The organism is Nocardia spumae (genome assembly GCF_020733635.1).
Classification (GTDB): domain Bacteria; phylum Actinomycetota; class Actinomycetes; order Mycobacteriales; family Mycobacteriaceae; genus Nocardia; species Nocardia spumae.
This window is the reverse complement of record NZ_JAJFZL010000001.1, coordinates 6,519,087-6,538,962: the sequence shown is the minus strand read 5'-3', so window position 1 is coordinate 6,538,962 and position 19,876 is coordinate 6,519,087. Positions and strand designations below refer to the sequence as shown.

General features: G+C 67.9%; 18 protein-coding genes. 8 read left to right on the top strand and 10 right to left on the bottom strand.

The window, feature by feature from the left end:
• Positions 1 to 100: 100 nt before the first annotated feature.
• Positions 101 to 484, top strand: a complete 384-nt coding sequence (locus LKD76_RS29105; RefSeq protein ID WP_227984578.1) for a sterol carrier family protein — start codon at positions 101 to 103, stop codon at positions 482 to 484.
• On the opposite strand, the gene LKD76_RS29100 is transcribed toward LKD76_RS29105, so the two are convergent.
• Positions 485 to 1,819, bottom strand: a complete 1,335-nt coding sequence (locus tag LKD76_RS29100; RefSeq protein ID WP_372465946.1) for a YhgE/Pip domain-containing protein — start codon at positions 1,817 to 1,819, stop codon at positions 485 to 487.
• Between the two features lie 112 nt (positions 1,820 to 1,931).
• Between LKD76_RS29100 and purF the strand changes: the two genes are divergently transcribed.
• The gene (purF, locus tag LKD76_RS29095) at positions 1,932 to 3,515 is read left to right on the top strand and encodes an amidophosphoribosyltransferase (RefSeq protein ID WP_227984577.1); all 1,584 of its coding nucleotides are present in this window, start codon (positions 1,932 to 1,934) and stop codon (positions 3,513 to 3,515) included.
• A 65-nt stretch (positions 3,516 to 3,580) separates the two neighbouring features.
• On the opposite strand, the gene LKD76_RS29090 is transcribed toward purF, so the two are convergent.
• Both LKD76_RS29090 and LKD76_RS29085 read right to left on the bottom strand, forming a co-directional pair.
• Positions 3,581 to 4,204 (bottom strand): TetR/AcrR family transcriptional regulator, encoded by a 624-nt coding sequence (locus LKD76_RS29090; RefSeq protein ID WP_227984576.1) that lies wholly within the window; start codon positions 4,202 to 4,204, stop codon positions 3,581 to 3,583.
• Entirely contained in the window at positions 4,191 to 5,057 is an 867-nt protein-coding gene (locus LKD76_RS29085) for an alpha/beta fold hydrolase (RefSeq protein WP_227984575.1), read from the bottom strand. The genes LKD76_RS29090 and LKD76_RS29085 overlap by 14 nt, the downstream gene beginning before the upstream one ends.
• A 189-nt stretch (positions 5,058 to 5,246) precedes the next feature.
• Here LKD76_RS29085 and purM point away from each other — a divergent pair, with 189 nt between their 5' ends.
• The gene (purM, locus tag LKD76_RS29080) at positions 5,247 to 6,362 is read left to right on the top strand and encodes a phosphoribosylformylglycinamidine cyclo-ligase (protein WP_227984574.1); all 1,116 of its coding nucleotides are present in this window, start codon (positions 5,247 to 5,249) and stop codon (positions 6,360 to 6,362) included.
• Between the two features lie 283 nt (positions 6,363 to 6,645).
• Here purM and LKD76_RS29075 read toward each other — a convergent pair whose 3' ends face one another.
• The 4 genes from LKD76_RS29075 to ygfZ form a co-directional block, all read right to left on the bottom strand.
• The gene (locus LKD76_RS29075) at positions 6,646 to 6,858 is read right to left on the bottom strand and encodes a DUF3073 domain-containing protein (RefSeq protein WP_227984573.1); all 213 of its coding nucleotides are present in this window, start codon (positions 6,856 to 6,858) and stop codon (positions 6,646 to 6,648) included.
• A gap of 186 nt (positions 6,859 to 7,044) precedes the next feature.
• Entirely contained in the window at positions 7,045 to 8,007 is a 963-nt protein-coding gene (locus LKD76_RS29070) for an asparaginase (protein WP_227984572.1), read from the bottom strand.
• On the bottom strand, positions 8,007 to 8,756 hold the full coding sequence (locus LKD76_RS29065; protein ID WP_227984571.1) for an MOSC domain-containing protein: 750 nt from the start codon (positions 8,754 to 8,756) through the stop codon (positions 8,007 to 8,009). The genes LKD76_RS29070 and LKD76_RS29065 overlap by 1 nt, the downstream gene beginning before the upstream one ends.
• Positions 8,753 to 9,868, bottom strand: a complete 1,116-nt coding sequence (gene ygfZ, locus LKD76_RS29060) for a CAF17-like 4Fe-4S cluster assembly/insertion protein YgfZ (RefSeq protein ID WP_372465945.1) — start codon at positions 9,866 to 9,868, stop codon at positions 8,753 to 8,755. Before ygfZ ends, LKD76_RS29065 begins: the two co-directional genes overlap by 4 nt.
• A 175-nt stretch (positions 9,869 to 10,043) precedes the next feature.
• Here ygfZ and LKD76_RS29055 point away from each other — a divergent pair, with 175 nt between their 5' ends.
• The 5 genes from LKD76_RS29055 to cydC all read left to right on the top strand — a co-directional run bounded on the left by LKD76_RS29055 (position 10,044) and on the right by cydC (position 17,373).
• Complete coding sequence (locus LKD76_RS29055; protein WP_227984570.1) at positions 10,044 to 10,958, top strand: aminodeoxychorismate lyase; 915 nt, start codon at positions 10,044 to 10,046, stop codon at positions 10,956 to 10,958.
• Between the two features lie 215 nt (positions 10,959 to 11,173).
• A complete protein-coding gene (locus LKD76_RS29050; protein WP_227985451.1) occupies positions 11,174 to 12,622 on the top strand; it encodes a cytochrome ubiquinol oxidase subunit I in 1,449 nt (482 codons plus the stop codon).
• A gap of 10 nt (positions 12,623 to 12,632) precedes the next feature.
• A complete protein-coding gene (gene cydB, locus LKD76_RS29045; RefSeq protein ID WP_227984569.1) occupies positions 12,633 to 13,694 on the top strand; it encodes a cytochrome d ubiquinol oxidase subunit II in 1,062 nt (353 codons plus the stop codon).
• An 11-nt stretch (positions 13,695 to 13,705) separates the two neighbouring features.
• Positions 13,706 to 15,631: a thiol reductant ABC exporter subunit CydD gene (gene cydD / locus LKD76_RS29040; protein WP_227984568.1), complete on the top strand. Its 1,926-nt coding sequence runs from the start codon at positions 13,706 to 13,708 to the stop codon at positions 15,629 to 15,631.
• Positions 15,632 to 15,648: 17 nt separating this feature from the next.
• Complete coding sequence (gene cydC, locus LKD76_RS29035) at positions 15,649 to 17,373, top strand: thiol reductant ABC exporter subunit CydC (protein WP_227985450.1); 1,725 nt, start codon at positions 15,649 to 15,651, stop codon at positions 17,371 to 17,373.
• Between the two features lie 353 nt (positions 17,374 to 17,726).
• Here the strand turns inward: cydC and LKD76_RS29030 are convergent, their stop codons facing one another.
• The 3 genes from LKD76_RS29030 to LKD76_RS29020 form a co-directional block, all read right to left on the bottom strand.
• Positions 17,727 to 18,446: a heme-binding beta-barrel domain-containing protein gene (locus LKD76_RS29030; RefSeq protein ID WP_227984567.1), complete on the bottom strand. Its 720-nt coding sequence runs from the start codon at positions 18,444 to 18,446 to the stop codon at positions 17,727 to 17,729.
• 246 nt (positions 18,447 to 18,692) lie between these two features.
• Complete coding sequence (locus LKD76_RS29025; RefSeq protein ID WP_227984566.1) at positions 18,693 to 18,998, bottom strand: DUF1416 domain-containing protein; 306 nt, start codon at positions 18,996 to 18,998, stop codon at positions 18,693 to 18,695.
• Positions 18,999 to 19,004: 6 nt separating this feature from the next.
• The gene (locus LKD76_RS29020) at positions 19,005 to 19,838 is read right to left on the bottom strand and encodes a sulfurtransferase (protein ID WP_227984565.1); all 834 of its coding nucleotides are present in this window, start codon (positions 19,836 to 19,838) and stop codon (positions 19,005 to 19,007) included.
• Positions 19,839 to 19,876: the final 38 nt, after the last annotated feature.

Sequence of the window (19,876 nt, the reverse complement as noted above, 5' to 3'; positions counted from 1 at the left end):
TGTGCGGCGACTCAGCGTTGGAGTGAAAAATCGGGGCCGAGGGGGCCGAGAACCCGCCGGAGCGAAGCGTAGGCGGACAACACAGCGGAGGCACAGATAGATGGCACGTTCGACAGTGGATCCCGCGCAGGTACGGGCCGCGGTGCTGGCGCTGGGCGACTGGCTCCGGGACGAGTCACAGCCGAAACCCGGGCGTCCCGATCTGGCGTCGGCGGTTCGCGGCACCGCGCGGACCTTGGCCGCGGCCGCGCCGGGCGCATCGGTCGAGGTGCGGGTGCCGCCGTTCGTGGCCGTGCAGTGCATCGAGGGACCTCGGCACACCCGCGGCACACCGCCGAATGTGGTGGAGACCGATCCGCGGACCTGGTTGCTGCTCGCTACCGGACTGCTGGATTTCGATACCGCGGTGGCCTCGGGCGCGCTCGCCGTTTCCGGGATCCGCGCGGGCGAGCTGGCGCGTTGGCTGCCGTTGGTGCCGCTCTGATCAGGCGGACCGCGTGCGGTTGATCGGCTTGCGCTCCAACCCTTTTCGGTCGTAGAAGCGGGTCACTGTGAGTCCGAGCACCACACCGATGGTGAGTCCGAGGACCGTCATCCAGAAGCCCCGGGTGAAGCCCGCGGCGCCGTTGCCGTCGAAGTACAGCAGTGAGCGCACGGCGAGGAACACCTGGTGCATCGGCTCGAAGGTGGCCAGCCAGCCCAGGTATTTCGGAGTCGCCTCGATGGGTACCGTGCCGCCGGAGGAGGGCAGGCCCAGCACGATGAACAGGATCATGTTCACCAGCAGACCGGCCGAACCGATCGCGGCCAGGATGGAGATACCGGTGAACCCCACCGCGATCATGGCCAGTACCCCGTAGAGATAGAGCCCCAGCGGATTGTCCAGAGGCATCCCCAGGGCCGCGCCGATACCGACGAAGATCCCGGAGACCACCAGCGCGGCGACGGTCATGATTCCCCACTTGATCAGCAGGGTGCGCATCCGCGAGACGGGTGTGGCGGGATAGTGCACGTACCAGGGGCCGTATTCGGTCGGGATGAAACCGAGGGTGGAATCGACGAGGGTGTGCACGATCATCGCGCCGAGCATTCCGGCCAGCAGCAACAACAGCGAGTAGAAGAACGCGGTCAGTCCCTCACCGGATCCGCCGGGGAGCGGATGGAATTCCTGTACCACCAGCTGCAGCGGCTGCTGCAGCTGGAGCCGGGTGGCGCCGGACAGTTCGGGCGCGGGCGGTCCGCCCGGTTGGGGCTTCAACTGGGCCTGGACCTGTTCGGTGAGCTGTTTGCCGACCTGAGCGTTGATCTGCGGCAGTGCCTGATTGCCGAAGCGCACCACGATCTGGGTGGCGAAGGCCCCGGTGCGCGGGTTGGTCTGCAGCGTGATGATGGGCTGTTCGATATCGCCCGGAATCACACTGCCCACGCCCAGGATGCCCAGCCGTTTGCTGAAATCGCTGGGGATGACGACGGAGCCGTAGACCTGCCCGTTCTGCATCTGCCGCTGCGCCTCGGTCAGCCCGAGTACCCGCAGGTCGAATTCGTCGGACGGGACGGCCGCGCGCAGTCCGTCGGCGACCTGATCGCCGAAGTTCACTCGCTTCTCCTGGCCGGGTGTGCCCAAAGTCTCACCGACGTCCTGATTGACCAGCGCAATCGGGAAATCGTGCAGGTTTCGCTCCGGATCGACGACGTAGTCGAGATACAGCAATCCCAGCAGCGCGGCCACCAGCGAGACGACTGCGACCGGAAACAACCACCGAAACGGCGTCAGGCGCCGGGGATTTCGACTCTGTAGTGCGCTGTCGGAAGTCGCCACGGAGGCACCGTAGCAGCAAACGGCCCGCCACCCGGTGGATCCGGACGTGGGTTTCGGTCGGATGACCCGTAGAATGATGGATGCCCCCCGCCCGACTAACAGGGAGCAAACGGTGACCAACGCCGACCTGTCGATTTCGAATACCGCCGCAGTCGACGAACCGGAGAACGAGCCCCGCGAGGAGTGTGGCGTCTTCGGCGTCTGGGCTCCGGGCGAGGATGTGGCCAAGCTCACGTATTACGGCCTGTACGCACTGCAGCACCGTGGGCAGGAGGCGGCCGGGATAGCGGTCGCCGACGGTTCGCAGGTGCTGGTGTTCAAGGATCTGGGCCTGGTCTCCCAAGTGTTCGACGAGCAGACGCTGGCGGCGATGCCGGGGCATATCGCCATCGGGCACTGCCGCTATTCGACCACCGGCTCCACCATCTGGGAGAACGCGCAGCCGATCTTCCGCACCACGGCGGTCGGCACCGGACTTGCCCTGGGGCACAACGGAAATCTGGTCAACACCGCCGAACTGGCGGAGCGGGCCCGGGAATCGGGTCTGATCAACGGGCGACTACCGGGCAGCTCCATCACCGCCACCTCCGACTCGGATGTGATGACGGCCCTGCTGGCCCACGCCGCGGCCGACAAGAGCATCGAGCAGGCGGCCATGGAATTGCTGCCGACCCTGCGTGGCGCCTTCTGTCTGACCTTCATGGACGAGCACACCCTCTACGCCGCCCGCGATCCACAGGGCGTGCGGCCGTTGTGCCTGGGCCGCCTCGATCGCGGCTGGGTCGTGGCCAGTGAGACCGCCGCCCTCGACATCGTGGGCGCCTCGTTCGTGCGTGAGATCGAACCGGGCGAACTGCTGGCGATCGATGCCGACGGAGTGCGTTCGCTGCGCTTCGCCAACCCCGAACCCAAGGGGTGCGTTTTCGAATACGTCTACCTGGCGCGGCCCGATTCCACGATTTCCGGCCGCTCGGTCCATGCCACCCGGGTCGAGATCGGCCGCCGGCTGGCCGCCGAACATCCCGTCGAAGCCGATCTGGTGATTCCGGTTCCGGAATCCGGTACTCCCGCCGCGGTCGGATATGCCCAGGGATCGGGCCTGCCCTACGGCCAGGGCCTGATGAAGAACGCCTATGTGGGCCGCACCTTCATCCAGCCCAGTCAGACCATTCGCCAGCTCGGTATCCGCCTCAAACTCAATCCGCTGCGCGAGGTCATTCGCGGTAAGCGGTTGATCGTGGTCGACGATTCGATCGTCCGTGGCAATACCCAGCGCGCGTTGATCCGGATGCTGCGCGAGGCCGGGGCGCTGGAGATCCATGTGCGGATCGCGTCGCCGCCGGTGAAGTGGCCCTGTTTCTACGGCATCGATTTCGCCTCGCCGGCGGAGTTGATCGCCAATGGCGCGGGCCCGGAACTGCCGGAGGGCGCCGATTCGCAGGCGGCCATGGTGGAGAACGTGCGCCGGTCCATCGGCGCCGACAGCCTCGGCTACATCTCCCTGGAGGGGATGATCGCGGCCACCGAACAGCCGCGGACCAGGCTGTGCTGTGCCTGCTTCGACGGCAACTATCCGATCCCGCTGCCCACCGAGGCCTCGGTCGGCAAGAACGTCCTCGAAGGGCTGCTCAGCGGTAAGCCGGAGGCGGAGTTGTTGAGCGACAACGCGAATGCGAGCGCGCTGAGCCGGCCGTAATCGGCGGTCCGGCCGGATCGTCGCCGAAAGTGGTTGTCGCCCGGTCTCGTTCGACGGGCGGTCGGCTACTGCGCAGACGCCGCGGCCGGTGGCGTCAGCAGGCCGGCGAGCATCATCAGAATGCACTGTTCGGCCTCCGCGCCGGCGGCATCGGGATCCTCGGCGTGGGCGACGATCATCCCCGCCTCGGTAATCGCCGCCAGAATCAATTGGCCGAGGGTCTGTACCGGTACTGCCGGAGCGAGTCCCGCATCCACCGCCTGCCGCAGTTGTGCGGTGATCAGGCCGAGGCCGTGCCGCGATTCCATTTCTCTCCAGCCCTGCCAGCCGAGGACCGCCGGGCCGTCGGACATGGCGATCCGCACGGTCTCCGGGCGCCGGCTGATCATGAGGAAGGTGTGCAGCCCGGTCGCCATCGCGGCCAGTGGGTCGGTCGGATCGGGGAGCCCGGCGATGGCTCGCCCGATCTCCGCGGTGTTGTCGGCCTCGAGCTGTTCGAGCACCGCGATGAACAATCCGCGCTTGTCGCCGTAGTGGTGGTGTAATGCGCCTCGCGTGACGCCGGCCGCGGCGACGATCTGCTCCGCCGAGACCGCGGTATATCCGCGTTCTGCGAACAGTCGCCGCCCGACCGCCTCCAGACTCGCCCGCGTGGCGCGCGATCGATCCTCCTGGCTACGGCGTGGCATGCAGCCGAGTGAACTCCACGATCATCTCGCTGAGCAACTCGGGCTGGTCCTCGGCGATGAAGGTGAGCGAATCCTCGATCGTGCGCACGGTGGCGTCGGGCAGATCCTGGGCCAGCCGCCGCGCGAAGTCGAGGCGGAACACCTTGTCCTCGGGGGCCCAGGCCAGCAGTACCGGCAGGTCGAGTTCGCCGAAATCGCGCGCCGCGGCCAGTGTGTAGCGCTTGTGGATGCCGCGCAGGAACCGCCGCAGATCGGCGCGAACCGCGGCCGACGTGCGGCTGGGCAGCAGATAGGAATCCGCGATCTCCGGCGGCAGCCCGCGCTTGCTGACCAGGCCGTAGGCGAGTGGCAGCCGCTGGGCCGGGCGGAAGCGCAGGCCCTGCAGGATCGCGTTCAGCAGACCCGGTACCCGTACCAGTGTGGGCAACGGGGTGAACGGCTGCGGGAAGAACTTTTCGTAGGCGTCGCAGTTGGTGAACACCACGCGCCCGACCCGACTGCGATCGCGCGTGAGCATGATCTGCGTGATCGCCCCGCCGGTGTCGTTGGCGACCAGCGTGACGTCGGACAGGTCCAGCTCGCGCAGGAATGCCGAGATCAGGTCGGCGGCGCCGGTGGGCGACAGGTCGGCCTCGGGCATCGGCAGCGAATGTGAGCCGAAGGGCCAGTCCGGCGTGAGGCAGCGGTGGCCGGCCGCCGCGACCTCCGGCACCACCTTGCGCCAGAGATCGGCGTTGACGAGCAGCCCGTGCACGAAGACGACGGGTGAACCGGAGCCGGTGTCGTGATAGCGGACGCGGCCGCCGGGCAGATCGACGTCCCGAATCGGACCGAGGCTGGTGCTGATTCCCATGACATGCCTTCCGGGTGGAGTACAACGATGCCTCCAGACTTACCTACATACCGTATGTATGTCAATGGGGAGTGTGACGGTAGCCTCGAATCCGTGCTTGCAGGCCAATACCGGTGCAGTGTCGTTATCCGGCTCCGGTAGCGTGATCAGGCATCTGTCCGCCGATTCGGTTTGGAGCTTTCCCGAACAATGACTGAGCAGACCCCGAGTGGTCCCGGTGTGAACACCGGCGCCGACGAGGCCCAATCCGGAGGCGCGTCCTACGCGGCCGCCGGTGTCGACATCGAGGCCGGAGACCGCGCAGTCGAGTTGTTCGCGCCGCTGGCCAAGAAGGCCAGCCGGCCCGAGGTACAGGGTGGGCTGGGCGGTTTCGCCGGATTGTTCGCGCTCAAGGGCGGCTACCGGGAACCGCTGCTGGCCGCCTCCACCGACGGCGTGGGCACCAAAATCGCTGTCGCACAGGCCATGGACAAGCACGACACGGTCGGCCTGGACCTGGTCGCCATGGTCGTCGACGATCTGGTCGTCTGCGGCGCCGAACCCCTGTTCCTGCAGGACTACATCGCCGTCGGCAAGGTGGTCCCGGAGCGGGTCGCGCAGATCGTCTCCGGTATCGCCGAGGGCTGCGTCCAGGCCGGCTGCGCGCTACTGGGCGGTGAGACCGCCGAACATCCGGGTCTGATGGGCGCCGACGACTACGACCTCTCCGCCACCGGCGTGGGGGTCGTGGAGGCCGATGCGGTCCTGGGACCCGATCGGGTCCGGCCCGGTGACGTGGTCATCGCCATGGGCTCCTCGGGACTGCACTCCAACGGCTACAGTCTGGCCCGCCGGGTGTTGCTCGAGATCGACCGGATGGCGCTCACCGGTCATGTGGAGGAGTTCGGGCGCACGCTCGGCGAAGAGTTGCTGGAACCTACCAAGATCTATGCCAAGGATTGTCTGGCGCTGATCGCGGAGACGGAGGTGCGGACCTTCGCACACGTCACCGGCGGCGGACTGGCGAACAATCTGGCGCGGGTGCTGCCGGCCGGGCTGGTCGCCGAACTCGACCGTGGCACCTGGAATCCGGCGCCCATCTTCAAGCTGATCGCCCAGCGCGGCCGGGTGGAGCGGGTCGAGATGGAGAAGACCTTCAACATGGGCGTCGGCATGGTCGCCGTCGTCGCACCCGAGGATGCCGATCGTGCGCTCGCGGTGCTGACCGCGCGGCATATCGCCTGCTGGACCTTGGGCACGGTCAAGAAGGCCAAGGATGCCGACGCCGAGCGCGTAGCGCTGGTCGGTGAGCATCCGCGGTTCTGAACGGAGTGGGATAACCTCCTCGGCCGGCGATGTCGCCCGGGTCGGGGAGGTTTTTCATGGGAAGGGACCGAACGCGGGGTGATACCGCCCGATGCTTCCGGAAGGTACGTCGAACTCGGGTGCTATCGCCGGTGGTATCGCGGATGTACCGGCGATACCAGGTGGCGATAACCCGTACTACGAGCCCTCATCGATGTCGGGATCGTCGACCGATCGGCTGAACCACTGTCGACGTGCGAAGGGGGAGGCCCCTCAGGCCTCCCCCTGTACACATCGATCCGAGTCAGCGGCGCCAGTCTTCGTAGTCCTCATCGTCCTCCCAGCGCTTGAGCGGCTCGTCCGAATCGTGCTCTTCGGACAGCACACCGCCTCGCTGGGGGGAGTGGGAGCTCCCCGACAGCTCGCGCTGAAGGCTCGCGAAGTCGGTAGACGGCGAGCTGTATTTGAGCTCGCGCGCAACCTTGGTCTGCTTTGCCTTAGCCCGGCCACGGCCCATGGCTGACCCCCTCGCGTCACTGCGGGGCGGCCTGGGGTGGTTTGGCGGCCCCGTTCGAATTAATAATCTTCCTGACAGACACTTTAGCGTGTGTCAGGCGGTCGCGCTTCCAGGAGTGGGTGAAGACTCCGGAACATCCGCCGATTCCCGGGCCGTCGGACGGTGCTTTCTCGAAATCGCCGCGTGCTACACCACACCCGGGATTGCCCGGATGATGCCGACCCGTACTCCACCGCCCAGCACCGGCGCCCCCGCGAGCTCGGCATGGGCCTCGGTCCATTCGACCCCCATACGCTGGAGAATCGCCTGAGTCAGTGGCATGCGGGCCCGGTCGTGACCGTCATCGATCTTGTAGGCGAAGGCGCGGCCGTCCGGTAGCGCACCCGCGTGCACACCGTCCGCGCCGATTTTGCAGACCAGTCCCGGGGTGGCGGTCATGGTTTCGAGATCGGGTGCGTCCGTGCCCGAAATCACTCGGGGATGGTTGCGGATCGCGTCCGCGACCCGGCGTTCCGGTGATTCCGGCGCCGCGGTGGCCAGCCGGGCGTAGGCACGGGCGAGGTTGATCAGCGACACCGGGACGATGGGCAGCCCGCAGCCGTCGATGCCCAGATCGGTCTCCGGTTCGCCGGTGATATCGGTGATGGTCGCGGCCACCGCCTGCTGCAGCGGATGGGCCGGATCGGTGTATCCGGATTCCGGCCATCCGTTGATCGCGCAGGTCGCGAGCATCGCGGCATGTTTGCCCGAGCAGTTCATATAGATCTTGCGCATGGCCGCCGCCCGATCGCGGCCGGCCAGCGCCTCGGCGCGAGCGCCCTCTCCCATGGGCAGATCCGGCGGGCATTCCAGCCGGCCTTCGTCGAATCCGAAGCGATCCAGCAGCCGCCGTACCAGCGCCAGGTGATCGGACTCGCCGTAGTGCGAGGCCGTCGCGATCGCGAGCTCGGCCTCGTCGATCGGTTCGAAACCGTTGCGCAGGAGCGTGATCGCCTGCATCGGCTTGTTGGTCGACCGAGGGAAGATCGGTAGGTGCACCGCGCCGAGGGCCAGCGACGGCTCGCCGTCGGGATCGACGATCACCACCGAACCGCGGTGGACGCATTCGCGGAATCCGGAGCGCACCACTTCGACCAGTTCGACGCTCATCACAGACCTCCGCTGTCGGATACGGCATCGACCGCTTCGGCGGCACCGCGTCGGGTATCGCGGATCGGGGCGAGACCGGCCATCCTGCGCGCATGCCGGGCGACCTGCATGCGGATATCGTCGGAGACCGTCGGCTCGGCGGCGAGCAGCCGGGCGAGCCGGTCCGGATCGGTGCCGGTGAAGACCTCGCGCACCGTCACGCCGTGGCCGGGGATGTGATCGATGTGCACCGGGTCGCCGGCGCCGATCGTGCCCTCGGTCAGAACGCGCAGATAGGCGCCGGTATCGGCCTGCAGGGTGAAGCGTTTGACCCACTGCTTCTCCCCGGACCAGTGCCCGAAGGTGGCGCACGGCACCCGAGGGGCGCTCACTTCCAGGAGGGTGTCGCCGATCCGCCAGCGCTCGCCGACCACCGCGTCGCTGACCGGCAGTCCGGACAGCCGCAGGTTCTCGCCGAACCAGCCGGGTACGAGGGTGCGCTCCAGCCGTTCACCCCACCGCCGCGCGTCCTCGTCGGCGTAGGCGTAGACCGCCTGATGCACACCGCCGTGATTCTTCGTATCGCAGACGTGATCGCCGGCCAGACCCAGTGCGCGTACGGCGACGCGGCCGGTGACCGGGCGTTTGTCGATCGCGGTGCGTCCGACCCGGCTCACCTTCGCCGGCAGCTCGAGTTCGGCGTGCAGCACACACACCGCCAGCACCTCACCGACCGCGCCACTGTCCCGGGGCGCCGCGGGGCCGCTCACCGGCCCCGCAACTTGTCCACGGCGAGCCGACCGGCCTGGGGCTCGTCGTCGGACGGAATCGAATCCGGATCGATGGCGGCGGCCATCGGACCGGCCTCCAGCGCGGTATCGGTAGCGACATTGCGTTTGATCAGGGCCAGCGCGATCGGCCCCAGCTCGAAGTGGTCGATGACGGTGCCGAGACGGCCCACCGTCCGTCCACCCGCGGTCACGGCGTCACCCACATCCGGGCGGGCATCGGCGGATCCGTCGAGGTGTAGCAACACCAGATGTCGCGGCGGCTTACCGAGGTTGTGCACCCGTGCGACGGTCTCCTGGCCGCGGTAGCAGCCCTTGTTCAGGTGGACCGCGCCGAACTCGTCCGGGCCGCCGATCCAGCCCGTCTCGTGCGGGATGGTGCGATCGTCGGTATCGGCGCCGATGCGCGGCCGCAGCGCGGCGACGCGCAGGGCCTCGTAGGCCCACAGGCCGGCCGGTTCGGCGCCGGCGGCGGTGAGCGCCGACCATCGGTCGGTCAGCTGATCGCGCGGGATCACCAGGTCGTAGGAGTGTTCGGTGGGCCAGGGCATACGCCGCAGGAAGCCGCCGCCGGGCAGGGCGACCGCACCGTAGACATCGGGCAGCTCATCGATGCCGAGCGCCCCGGTCAGCTCCGGCACGCGCGGGCCGAGCAGGCTCAGCACCGCGTGATCCGGTGCGGCCTTCGGTTCGGCGGCGGCCCAGAAGACCATCTTCCGCAGGAAATCCAGCAGTGCCGGGCCGCGCTCACCCTCGGTATCGATCCAGACCGTGCCGTCGAGTTCGGTGAGGACGAAGTGATGCTGGACACGACCGTTGAGGTCCAGATCGAGATTCTCCGCGGACCGGCCGTCACCCAGTTCGGCGATGTGCTGACTGGAGATCGTATGCAGCCAGCTCAGTCGTTCGGCGCCGGTGACGGTCGCGACGAAACGATGGGAACGATCGACGATCGCGGCCCGCTGCGCCGCGGCGCGCTGTTCACCGAACGGATCGCCGTAATGCCAGGCGACCGCCGCATCGGGGCTGTCGGGAGGACCGGGCACGGCCCCTGGGAGACCGAGCAGTGGACTGGGGGCGGCAACCACGGACACGTTTTCCACAATAGGCGGTGTCGGCGCCCCGCGCCGCGCCGCCGGTTGCCACGCGTGTGCGGAGTGGATGCTGAGGATATGCGACGCGGCCGGTTGTCGGCGTATGACCGCCGGTGGTAGTTCCGGCGTCCGCGTACCCACGCCTCGAGCGCTCGATTCGCCTAGGCTGCCACGCATGGTGGATCGAGTTCTGGTGACACTCGACGGCGCTGTCCTGGATCCGGACGCGCCGTTTCTCTTCGCGGACGATATCGGCGCCCTACGTGGCGACGGTGTTTTCGAGACGGTGCTGGTACGCGACGGCAAACCGAGTGCATTGGAATTGCATCTGGCTCGGCTGCGTCGCTCGGCGCAGGCGCTGGATCTCCCCGATCCCGATGTCGGGCAGTGGCGCACCGCCGTCGAGGCCGCGGCCAAGGAATGGGGCAGTGACCGCGAGGGCATCCTGCGGATGATCGTGACCCGCGGTCGCGAGGGCGCCGAAACCAAGCGCGTGGGGTCGGGCGGACTCTCCGGCCGGGCCCCGGATCCGACCGGCTACGTCCTCGTCGGCCCGGTCGCCGAGCGGGTGAGTCGCGCTCGCGCCGAAGGTGTTTCGGTGATCACGCTGTCGCGCGGCGTCTCCACCGAGTTGGCGACGAACGCGCCCTGGCTGTTGATGGGCGCCAAGACCCTGTCCTACGCGACGAATATGGCGGCCCTGCGGTTCGCCGCGCGCATGGATGCCGATGATGTGATCTTCACCAGTACCGAGCACCGCGTCCTCGAGGGGCCGCGGTCGACGGTGGTGATCCAGCGGGACAAACAGCTCCTCACCCCGCCCGCGCGGGACGGCGTGCTCCCGGGCATCACCCAGCGGGCGTTGTTCGCCGAGGCCGAGAAGGCCGGGTGGGACTGCAGCTACAAATCGCTGTTCACCGCCGATCTCGTTACCGCCGACAGTGTTTGGCTACTGTCCAGCGTTACGCTGGCGGCCCGCGTCGCGACCCTCGACGGGCTGCGGATGTCGGCGCCGGATTGCGCCGGTGAGATCGTCGAACTGGTCGATCGCGGCATCGATCGGTCCTGGAGTATCGCCGACTGGACATAGAACCCGCACCGTGTTCGCAGGTGGTGTCACGGCGGGGGCGTCGTCCGATAGAGCCGGCGGAAGCGGACCGAGATTCCGAATCCGTTATCGCGCAGCAAAAATTGTTGGAGTGTCGTGACGTAGGACTCGTTGCTCCCTGGCCGTTCCGGCGTAGGCTCTACTACGACATGTCGTAGTACGTGTGGATGTCCCGCATGACACAGGAGGCCGCCGGGATGGATGTCGTCGACGTCTCACGTTGGCAATTCGGGATCACGACCGTCTATCACTTCATCTTCGTACCGTTGACCATCGGGCTCGCGCCCCTGGTCGCCGGTATGCAGACCGCATGGGTGATCACGGGCAAGGATCATTGGTACCGGCTGACGAAGTTCTTCGGCAAGCTGTTCATGATCAACTTCGCGCTCGGCGTCGCGACCGGCATCGTGCAGGAGTTCCAGTTCGGGATGAACTGGAGTGAATACTCCCGCTTCGTCGGCGACGTCTTCGGCGCCCCGCTGGCCATGGAGGGGCTGGCCGCGTTCTTCCTCGAATCGACGTTCCTGGGTCTGTGGATCTTCGGCTGGTCGCGACTGCCGAAACTGGTCCACCTGGCCACCATCTGGCTGGTCGCGATCGGGGTCAACGCCTCGGCCTACTTCATCATCGCCGCGAACTCGTTCATGCAGCATCCGGTCGGCGCGAAGTACAACCCCGAATCCGGCCGCGCCGAGTTGGTGAGTATCGGTGCGTTGCTGGGCAACAACACCGCGCTCGCGGCGTTCCCCCACGTCGTGGCCGGCGCACTGCTCACAGCGGGTACCTTCGTCGCGGGTATCGGCGGCTGGTGGATGGTCCGCAACGCGCGCTCGGGCGATGCCGAGAAGATGGCCGAGGCGCGCGCGATGTGGCGCCCGGTGGCCCGATGTGGCATGTGGGTCATCGTGATCTCCGGAATCGCGCTGTTCATCACCGGTGACATCCAGGGCAAGCTGATGTTCAAGCAGCAGCCGATGAAGATGGCCTCGGCGGAATCGTTGTGCCACACCCAAACCGATCCCGACTTCTCGATCCTGACCGTCGGCACGCACAACAACTGCGACAGTGTCACTCACGTCATCGAGGTGCCCGGCGTGCTGCCCTATCTGGCCGAGGGCAAGTTCAGCGGGGTCACGCTCCAGGGCGTCAAGGATCTGCAGCTCAGCTACAACGAGAAGTTCGGCCCCGGTGACTACCGGCCGAATCTGTTCGTCACCTACTGGACCTTCCGCGCCATGATCGGCTGGGCGATCGGTTCGGCGGCCATTGCGCTGCTGGGCTTCTGGATGACCCGGCGTGGCCGGATTCCCGATCAGACCTGGTACAAATGGCTGAGCCTGCTCTGCATTCCGACGCCCTTCCTGGCCAACAGCGCGGGCTGGGTGTTCACCGAGATGGGCCGTCAGCCATGGGTGGTCGCACCGAATCCCACCGGCAATCCGGATATCCGGATGACGGTGCAGCAAGCCGTATCGGGTCATACCGCCGGCACGGTGCTGGCCTCGCTGATCGTCTTCACTCTGCTGTACGGCGTCCTCGCGATCGTCTGGTTCTTCCTGATGCGCCGCTATGTGATCGCCGGACCCGAACAGCCGCCGTCGGAGTCGGAATCGGCTGCGGTGGACAAACTGTCGTTCGCATACTGAGGAGCCGAGGATGAGTCTTCCCGAATTCTGGTTCTTACTGATCGGTGTGCTGTTCACCGGCTACTTCGTCCTCGAGGGCTTCGATTTCGGCGTCGGGATCCTGATGCCGGTCATCGGCCGCGGCGACGAGACGCGAAAGCGCGCCGTACTCAACACGATCGGTCCGGTCTGGGACGGTAACGAGGTGTGGCTGATCACCGCCGGTGGCGCCATGTTCGCGGCCTTCCCGGAGTGGTACGCCAGCCTGTTCTCCGGGTTCTATCTGGCCCTCCTGCTGATTCTGGTGGCATTGATCGTGCGAGCCGTCGCGATCGAATGGCGCGGCAAGATCAACGATCCGCGCTGGCGGTGGTGGTGTGATGCGGCCATCGTCTTCGGTTCCTGGGTTCCGGCGCTGGCCTGGGGCTTGGCGTTCGCCAACATCGTGCACGGGGTGCAGCTCAACGAGCACCGGCACATCGAGGGCGGATTCCTCGGCCTGCTGGGGCCGTACGCGCTGCTCGGCGCGCTGACCATGCTACTGTTGTTCATCCTGCACGGTGCGGTGTTCATCGCGCTGAAGACCGGTGGCGACATCCGCGATACCGCCGAGCGGATCGCCCGCGGGGTGTGGGTGCCGACGGTCGTCGTGGTGGCGGCTTTCGGGTTGTGGACCCAGTTCGCGCACGGCCACGGCTGGACCTGGATTCCGCTGGCACTGGCGGTGGTCGGATTGCTGCTCGCGGGCGGCGCCGTACTGCGTCACCGGGACGGCTGGGCGTTCACCGGCACCGCACTCACCGTCGTCGCCGCGGTCGTGCTGCTGTTCGGCGCCCTGTTCCCGTACGTGCTGCCCTCGACCATCGACGCCGCCTACGGGCTCACCGTGGACGGCCGCACGGTCGACGGACATCCCACCGTCAGCGCCTCCTCCACGCACTACACGCTGGTGGTGATGAGCTGGGTCGCCGTGGTCTTGACCCCCGTGGTGCTGATCTACCAGGCCTGGACGTACTGGGTGTTCCGCAAGCGGATCACCGTCGAGCAGATCCCCGCACCCATCGGCCTGCCGATGCGCAGCCGGGCCCGGTAGCCGGAGCGGTCATGGCTCGGCCCGTCGACCCCCGGCTGTGGCGGCACGCTCGCTCGGCTCGCCGCTATCTGGTTGTCAGCGTGGGGCTTTCGCTGGTGATCACGATCTGCATCGTGGTCGCGGCGCTGCTGCTGGCTCGGGTGGCGGCGGGGGTGATCACCGATCCGGCGCGGCGGACACCGGGGGTGTGGTCGGCCGAGCTGATCGGGCTGGCGGCGGCGGTCGGCGTGCGGGCCGCGGCGACCTGGTGGCAGTCGCGGCTGGCCCATCGTGCGGGCGCGCGGGTGGTTTCGGATTTGGAGACGTCGGTACTCACCGTCGGCGCCGCGCTGCCGCCACGTGAATTGGATACCCGGCGTACCGAACTCGCGGTGGTGGTCGGTGACGGACTCGGAGGTCTGCGCGCCTATCTGACCGGATATCTGCCGGCGCTACTGCTCGCCGCGCTGGTGCCGCCGATCGTGCTGGCGGTGATCGCCGCCCACGACCTCACCGCGGCCACCATCATCCTGGTGACGCTCCCGCTGATCCCGATCTTCATGATCCTGATCGGGCTGATGACCCAGGGCCGCGCCGCCGAGGCGCTGACCGCCACCACCCGCCTGTCGGATCAGATGCTCGATCTGTTCGCGGGTATGCCGACGCTGCGTGAGCTGGGCCGGGAAACCGGTGCGACCGGCGATGATTCGCCGACCATGCGCAATCGGGTCCGGGAGCTGGGTGAGGCCCTGCACAAGCGGACCATGGCCACGCTGCGGATGGCGTTCCTCTCCTCGATGGTGCTGGAGATGCTCGCGACGCTGTGTGTGGCGTTGGTCGCGGTCTCGATCGGTCTGCGGCTGGTGTTCGGGCATATGGACCTCTACGCCGGACTGCTCGGGTTGATCCTCGCGCCCGAGGTGTACCTGCCGCTGCGTGCGGTGGGGGAGCGCTTCCACGCCGCTCAGGACGGAATGGCCGCCGCCGACAGGGCTTTCGCGGTGCTCGAACCTGGCGACGCGCCAGTGCGAACAGCCCGGCCGGGGTCGGTGCCGGCGGGGGAGTCGCGTCCGCTGTCGGCGTACCCGGTGTCCATCGAACTGTGCGGTGTCGGCGTGCGCGCCCGGGACGGATACGCACCGGCAGGGCTGTCCGCGGTCGTCGGGGCCGGCGCGGTCACGGTCCTGACCGGACCGAACGGCAGCGGTAAATCGACTGCCCTGCAGGCGATCCTGGGGCTGATCACGCCCGAGCGCGGCATCGTCCGGGTATCCGGCCATCCGGTCGGCGAACTGGATTCCGCGGCCTGGTGGTCGCGGCTGGCCTGGTTACCGCAGCGCCCGGTACTGCTGCCCGGCACGCTGCGCGAGAATCTGGAACTCTTCGGCGCCCGGCCGGACTCGCCGGACATCGATCGAGCCTGTGCCGCCACCGGTTTCGACGCCGTCCTCGCCGGGCTGCCGCAGGGCTGGGACACCGTCGTCGGCGCCGGCGGACTGGGCTTGTCGCTGGGACAGCGCCAACGCCTGGCCCTGGTGCGCGTACTGGCCGCGGACCGCCCGATCCTGCTCCTCGACGAGCCCACGGCTCACCTGGACGACGACAGCGAGGCAACCGTTCTCGCGGCCCTGTCCGAACGGGCCCGCGCGGGCGCCACGGTCATCGTCGTGGCCCACCGGCCGACCGTGGTCGCCATCGCCGATCACGTCGTCGAGGTGCGCGCCGACCAGCGGGCGGCCGCGGACGACAGTGATAGGCGGGACTTTTCGATGAATCGGACCACCACGGCCGGGGACGACGATCCCGGACGAACGGACGAGGCGCGGCCGGACCATCGGACCGGACCTTCCGAACCGGACCGGACGAGCCGCCCGGATCTTTCCGCCGCCGGGCGATCGGCGTCCGCCGGGTGGACGGGGATCGACCGCGGCGGCGCGGCAGGGGGTGGGCGACGGTGACAACCCTGTGGTCCGATATGCGGGCGCTGCGGCGAGTATCGGAGATATCGCTGTGGCGGGTGGCGGTATCGGTCTGCTGGGGCACGGTCGCGCTGGGCAGCGGGCTGGGGTTGGCCGCGCTGGCGGCGTGGTTGATCGCACGGGCATGGCAGATGCCACCGGTGCTGGATCTCAGTGTCGCGGTGGTCGCCGTTCGGGCACTGGGCATCTCCCGCGGGGTGTTCCGATACATCGAGCGCCTGTCGACCCACGATGTCGCCCTGCGCGCGATGACGACCGCGCGCACCGCCGTGTACACGGCCCTGGCCCGCGCCGATTTCTGGACCGTGCGGCAGGGCGGCCTCGGTGATCGATCGGCCTCCGGTGCGTACTCACCCGCCGGGACCGATCCCGATCGCGGCGACGGCGGCGACCCGGACCGGCGCTCCGATGTGGCCGCGGCGTCCCTGCTGCGGCGCGGCGACCTGCTCACCCGGGTCGGCGCCGATATCGACGATCTCGGCGCGGTCGTCGTGCGCGCCCTGGTACCGATCGCGGTGGCGGTGCTGCTGTCGCTGGCGGCCGTCGCGCTACTGGCCACCATCGCGGTGCCGGCCGCGGTGATTCTGGCCGCCGCGCTGCTGGTTTCAGGCGTATTCGCGCCCTGGATGTCCGCGCGGGCCGCGCGCGAGGCCGAACTGGCCGTGCGATCCGATCGCGCCGAATTCCGCGCCGCGGCCGTCACGGTGCTCGATCACGCCGCCGAGTTGCGGGTCGCCGGGCGGCTCGACGCCGCGATCGAGACCGCCTCCGCGACCGCCGGCCGGGCCGCCCGAGCGGAGGATCGCGCCGCGTCGCACAGTGCGTGGGCCGCCGCGGCGACCCCGTTGTCCATCGGGGTCAGCGTGCTCGGCGCCCTGCTCATCGGAATCGTGCTGTACGGCGGCGGCTCCGGTGCGTCCACCGAACCGCTGCAGCCCGCCGCACCCGGTGGTATCACCCCGATGGCCTTCGCCGTACTCGTCCTGCTGCCGCTGTCGGCCTTCGAAGCCGTCGCGGTACTGCCCGCCGCGGCACAGGCGCTGACCAAGGGACGTGCGGCACTGCATCGCATTCGCGCCCTGGACCCGGACCGGATGCCCGCGCCGGCACCGGGAGCTCGAGAGGATCCCCGCGCCGAGCTGGTCCGGGCGCTGCCCGATCTCCCGCCCGGCCGCCGCATCGCCGTGGTCGGTCCCAGCGGCGCGGGTAAGACCACTCTGCTCATGGCCTGGGCCGGGCTGTTCGATGCGCCGCGCCCGGGACGAACCTTCTTCGCCGAGGACGCTCACCTGTTCGGCACCACCGTCCTGGAGAACCTTCGGGTCGCCCGCGGTGACCTGACCGCCGACGAGGCCGAAATCGCCTTGCGCGCGGTAGGTTCGGGCAGCTGGCTCGATGCCCAGCCGGAGGGAGTGGACACGGATCTGATCGGCGGCGCCGCGGCGGTCTCGGGCGGACAGCGGCGGCGGCTGCTGCTGGCCCGCGCGCTGGTCGCACCGGCGCACACCCTGCTGTTGGACGAACCGACCGAACACATGGAGGCCGAGGCCGGTGCCGATCTGCTGCGCGCACTGCTGGACGACACCGGTGGCCTGATAGCGCCGGACCGGACCGTGGTGGTCGTCACCCACCAACTGCCGCCCGACCACCGTGCCGACACCGTGGTCACCGTCGAACCCGGTGGTGTGGTGTCGATCACCAGTCGGGCAGCCACCCGCTGACGGGACTCGAACACGCAGGTCGGCACCGGAATTCGGCTCTGCGGAAAATCCGTTGCAGACCAGGACCCGCCGCCGGTAACTTCGTCTGTACACGGGAAAGGAGGTGGTTCGAAGAATGGATATTCAAAGGACGCGTGAGGTGGCTGCCGGTTGAGCGCCACAGCCGCGGTCTTCGTACCGCGGCCCGCTGCAGAGGATTCCCTCTCCGCGCGAGCGCTGAGCTAATCCAAGGCAGTCACCCGGCCCCCGAGCCCCCGGTTGTCCGACCGGGAACCGCGACGAGACACAGTCTCCGTGGTAAGGCTCGGGGGCCGTTCTCTTTCGCCTCCCCGAGCCCGGCCAGCTTCGTGTACTCAGCCGATGTAGCGCTGCAGGCGGGCGGACAGGCGAGGCTTCAAGGCGCCGTCGGCTTCCACTCGTTCCTCGACGTAGCCCAGATCGCCGCCTTCGACGATGCCGTACAGACGCTTGGCGCCGCCGACCACCGCGCCGGACTGGCTGCGGATCACCACATCGGTCGCCAGCTCCCACGAGGACTGGGTCAGGGCCTGGCCATAGAACAATTCGACGATGCCGGAACTGTGGGTCAGCAGGAGTTCGATGACCTCGTCGTCACCGTCGATGCCGACCCGCCAGAAACCGCTCTCGCGCAGATCGGGGCCGGCGTAGTTGCCGTCGGTGTCGATGACCCAGGAACGGGAGTCCCAGGACAGATAGTCGCCGCCGTCGTGGGAGACGATGATCTGCTGGCCGAAGTGATAGTCGCCGCCGCGCTCGGGATCGTTGCCCTCGCCCTCGCCGCGCCACACGCCGACCAGCGGCAGCAGGGCGAGCATGGAGGCACTCAGATCGGGACCGAGCCGCAGATTCGCGGTATCCTCGGGCAGCGGCAGATCCGGCAACTGCGGAATGTTGCGACCGGCCGTGGATTTGGCCCGCTCGGCAGCATCGGCTACCGCCTCGTCGCCACTGCGGCGAGCCGCGTTCTCGGTATTGCGACCTTCGGTACGTGCCTGTGCGGCGTGACCGTTGGCCGTTGAGTTTTCGACGTTCTCGCTCGCCGAATCCGTCACGACTCGGTGAAGAGCCGGTAGAGGACGTACAGACCGAACCAGGCGATCAGTACGGAGACGAGAACCAGCAGAATCTCGAAGGCTAAGACCACATATCGGAGTTTAACGACTCGTCGCCGGGATACGAAAACGGCCCCGGGAAAAGATTTCCCGGGGCCGTTCTCGTGCAATGTGCGCGCAGTGTTCAGCGCTCTCGTCGGCCTGTGCGGCGACGTTCACTGCAGGTAATACCTGGACGAATCCGTATTACTTGGCGACGGTCACGTCGACGTTGTGGACGCCCGCACCCTCGGGGCTGACCTGGGCCGAGCCGTTGCCCGTGGAGGACAGGGCGCGGAGGGTCCAGGTGCCGGGCGCGGCGAAGAAGCGGAAATCACCGGTGCCGGAGGCCACGACCTCGGCGGTGAACTCGTCGCTCGAGTCCAGCAGGCGGACGAAGGCGCCGCCTACCGGGTTACCGTCCGCATCGAGGACGCGTCCGGTGAGGACCGTCTCCTTCTCGGTGTCGACGTTGGCCGGAAGGGCCTGACCCTGGGTAGGTGCTGCACACATATCTATTTACGCTCCCAACTCGATCGGTGCACCGACGAGGGAGCCGTATTCGGTCCAGCTCCCGTCGTAGTTCTTGACGTTCTTGTGGCCCAGCAGCTCCTGCAGCACGAACCAGGTGTGCGACGAGCGCTCACCGATGCGGCAGTAGGCGATGGTCTCCTTCTCGCCGTCGAGGCCCGCCTCCTTGTAGATGGCGGTCAGTTCCTCGTCGGACTTGAAGGTGCCGTCCTCGTTCGCGGCCTTGCTCCACGGCACGTTGATGGCGCCGGGGATGTGGCCGGGACGCTGGCTCTGCTCCTGCGGCAGGTGCGCGGGAGCGAGAATCTTGCCGGAGAACTCGTCGGGCGAACGCACGTCGACGAGGTTCTTGACGCCGATGGCCTGGATGGCGTCGTCGCGGAAGGCGCGGATCGCCAGATCCTGCTCGCCGGCCTTGTAGCTGGTGCCCGGACGGGTCACGGCATCGGTCGACAGCGGGCGGGCGTCGAGCTCCCACTTCTTGCGGCCGCCGTCGAGCAGCTTGACATCCTGGTGGCCGTACAGCTTGAAGTACCAGTACGCGTACGCCGCGAACCAGTTGTTGTTGCCGCCGTAGAGGACGACGGTGTCATCGTTGCCGATACCGCGGGCCGACAGCAGATCCGAGAACTGCTCACGGTTGACGAAGTCACGCCGAACCGGATCCTGCAGATCCTTCTTCCAGTCGAGCTTGACGGCACCCTCGATGTGGCCCGTGTCGTAGGCGGAGGTGTCCTCGTCGACCTCGACGATCACGATGCCGGGGGTGTTGAGGTTCTCTTCGACCCAGTCTGCGGAGACCAGGACATCGGAGCGAGCCATGTTGTTCCTTTCGATGTGACTTGCCGGGGTATGTGGAG

Excerpts from the sequence above, each read along its gene's own strand:
- LKD76_RS29105 (WP_227984578.1), top strand. The coding sequence starts at position 101 with ATGGCACGTTCGACAGTGGATCCCGCGCAGGTACGGGCCGCGGTGCTG.
- LKD76_RS29090 (WP_227984576.1), bottom strand. The coding sequence starts at position 4,204 with ATGCCACGCCGTAGCCAGGAGGATCGATCGCGCGCCACGCGGGCGAGT.
- LKD76_RS29085 (WP_227984575.1), bottom strand. The coding sequence starts at position 5,057 with ATGGGAATCAGCACCAGCCTCGGTCCGATTCGGGACGTCGATCTGCCC.
- purM (WP_227984574.1), top strand. The coding sequence starts at position 5,247 with ATGACTGAGCAGACCCCGAGTGGTCCCGGTGTGAACACCGGCGCCGAC.
- LKD76_RS29075 (WP_227984573.1), bottom strand. The coding sequence starts at position 6,858 with ATGGGCCGTGGCCGGGCTAAGGCAAAGCAGACCAAGGTTGCGCGCGAG.
- LKD76_RS29070 (WP_227984572.1), bottom strand. The coding sequence starts at position 8,007 with ATGAGCGTCGAACTGGTCGAAGTGGTGCGCTCCGGATTCCGCGAATGC.
- LKD76_RS29055 (WP_227984570.1), top strand. The coding sequence starts at position 10,044 with ATGGTGGATCGAGTTCTGGTGACACTCGACGGCGCTGTCCTGGATCCG.
- LKD76_RS29050 (WP_227985451.1), top strand. The coding sequence starts at position 11,174 with ATGGATGTCGTCGACGTCTCACGTTGGCAATTCGGGATCACGACCGTC.
- cydB (WP_227984569.1), top strand. The coding sequence starts at position 12,633 with ATGAGTCTTCCCGAATTCTGGTTCTTACTGATCGGTGTGCTGTTCACC.
- cydD (WP_227984568.1), top strand. The coding sequence starts at position 13,706 with ATGGCTCGGCCCGTCGACCCCCGGCTGTGGCGGCACGCTCGCTCGGCT.
- cydC (WP_227985450.1), top strand. The coding sequence starts at position 15,649 with ATGCGGGCGCTGCGGCGAGTATCGGAGATATCGCTGTGGCGGGTGGCG.
- LKD76_RS29025 (WP_227984566.1), bottom strand. The coding sequence starts at position 18,998 with ATGTGTGCAGCACCTACCCAGGGTCAGGCCCTTCCGGCCAACGTCGAC.
- LKD76_RS29020 (WP_227984565.1), bottom strand. The coding sequence starts at position 19,838 with ATGGCTCGCTCCGATGTCCTGGTCTCCGCAGACTGGGTCGAAGAGAAC.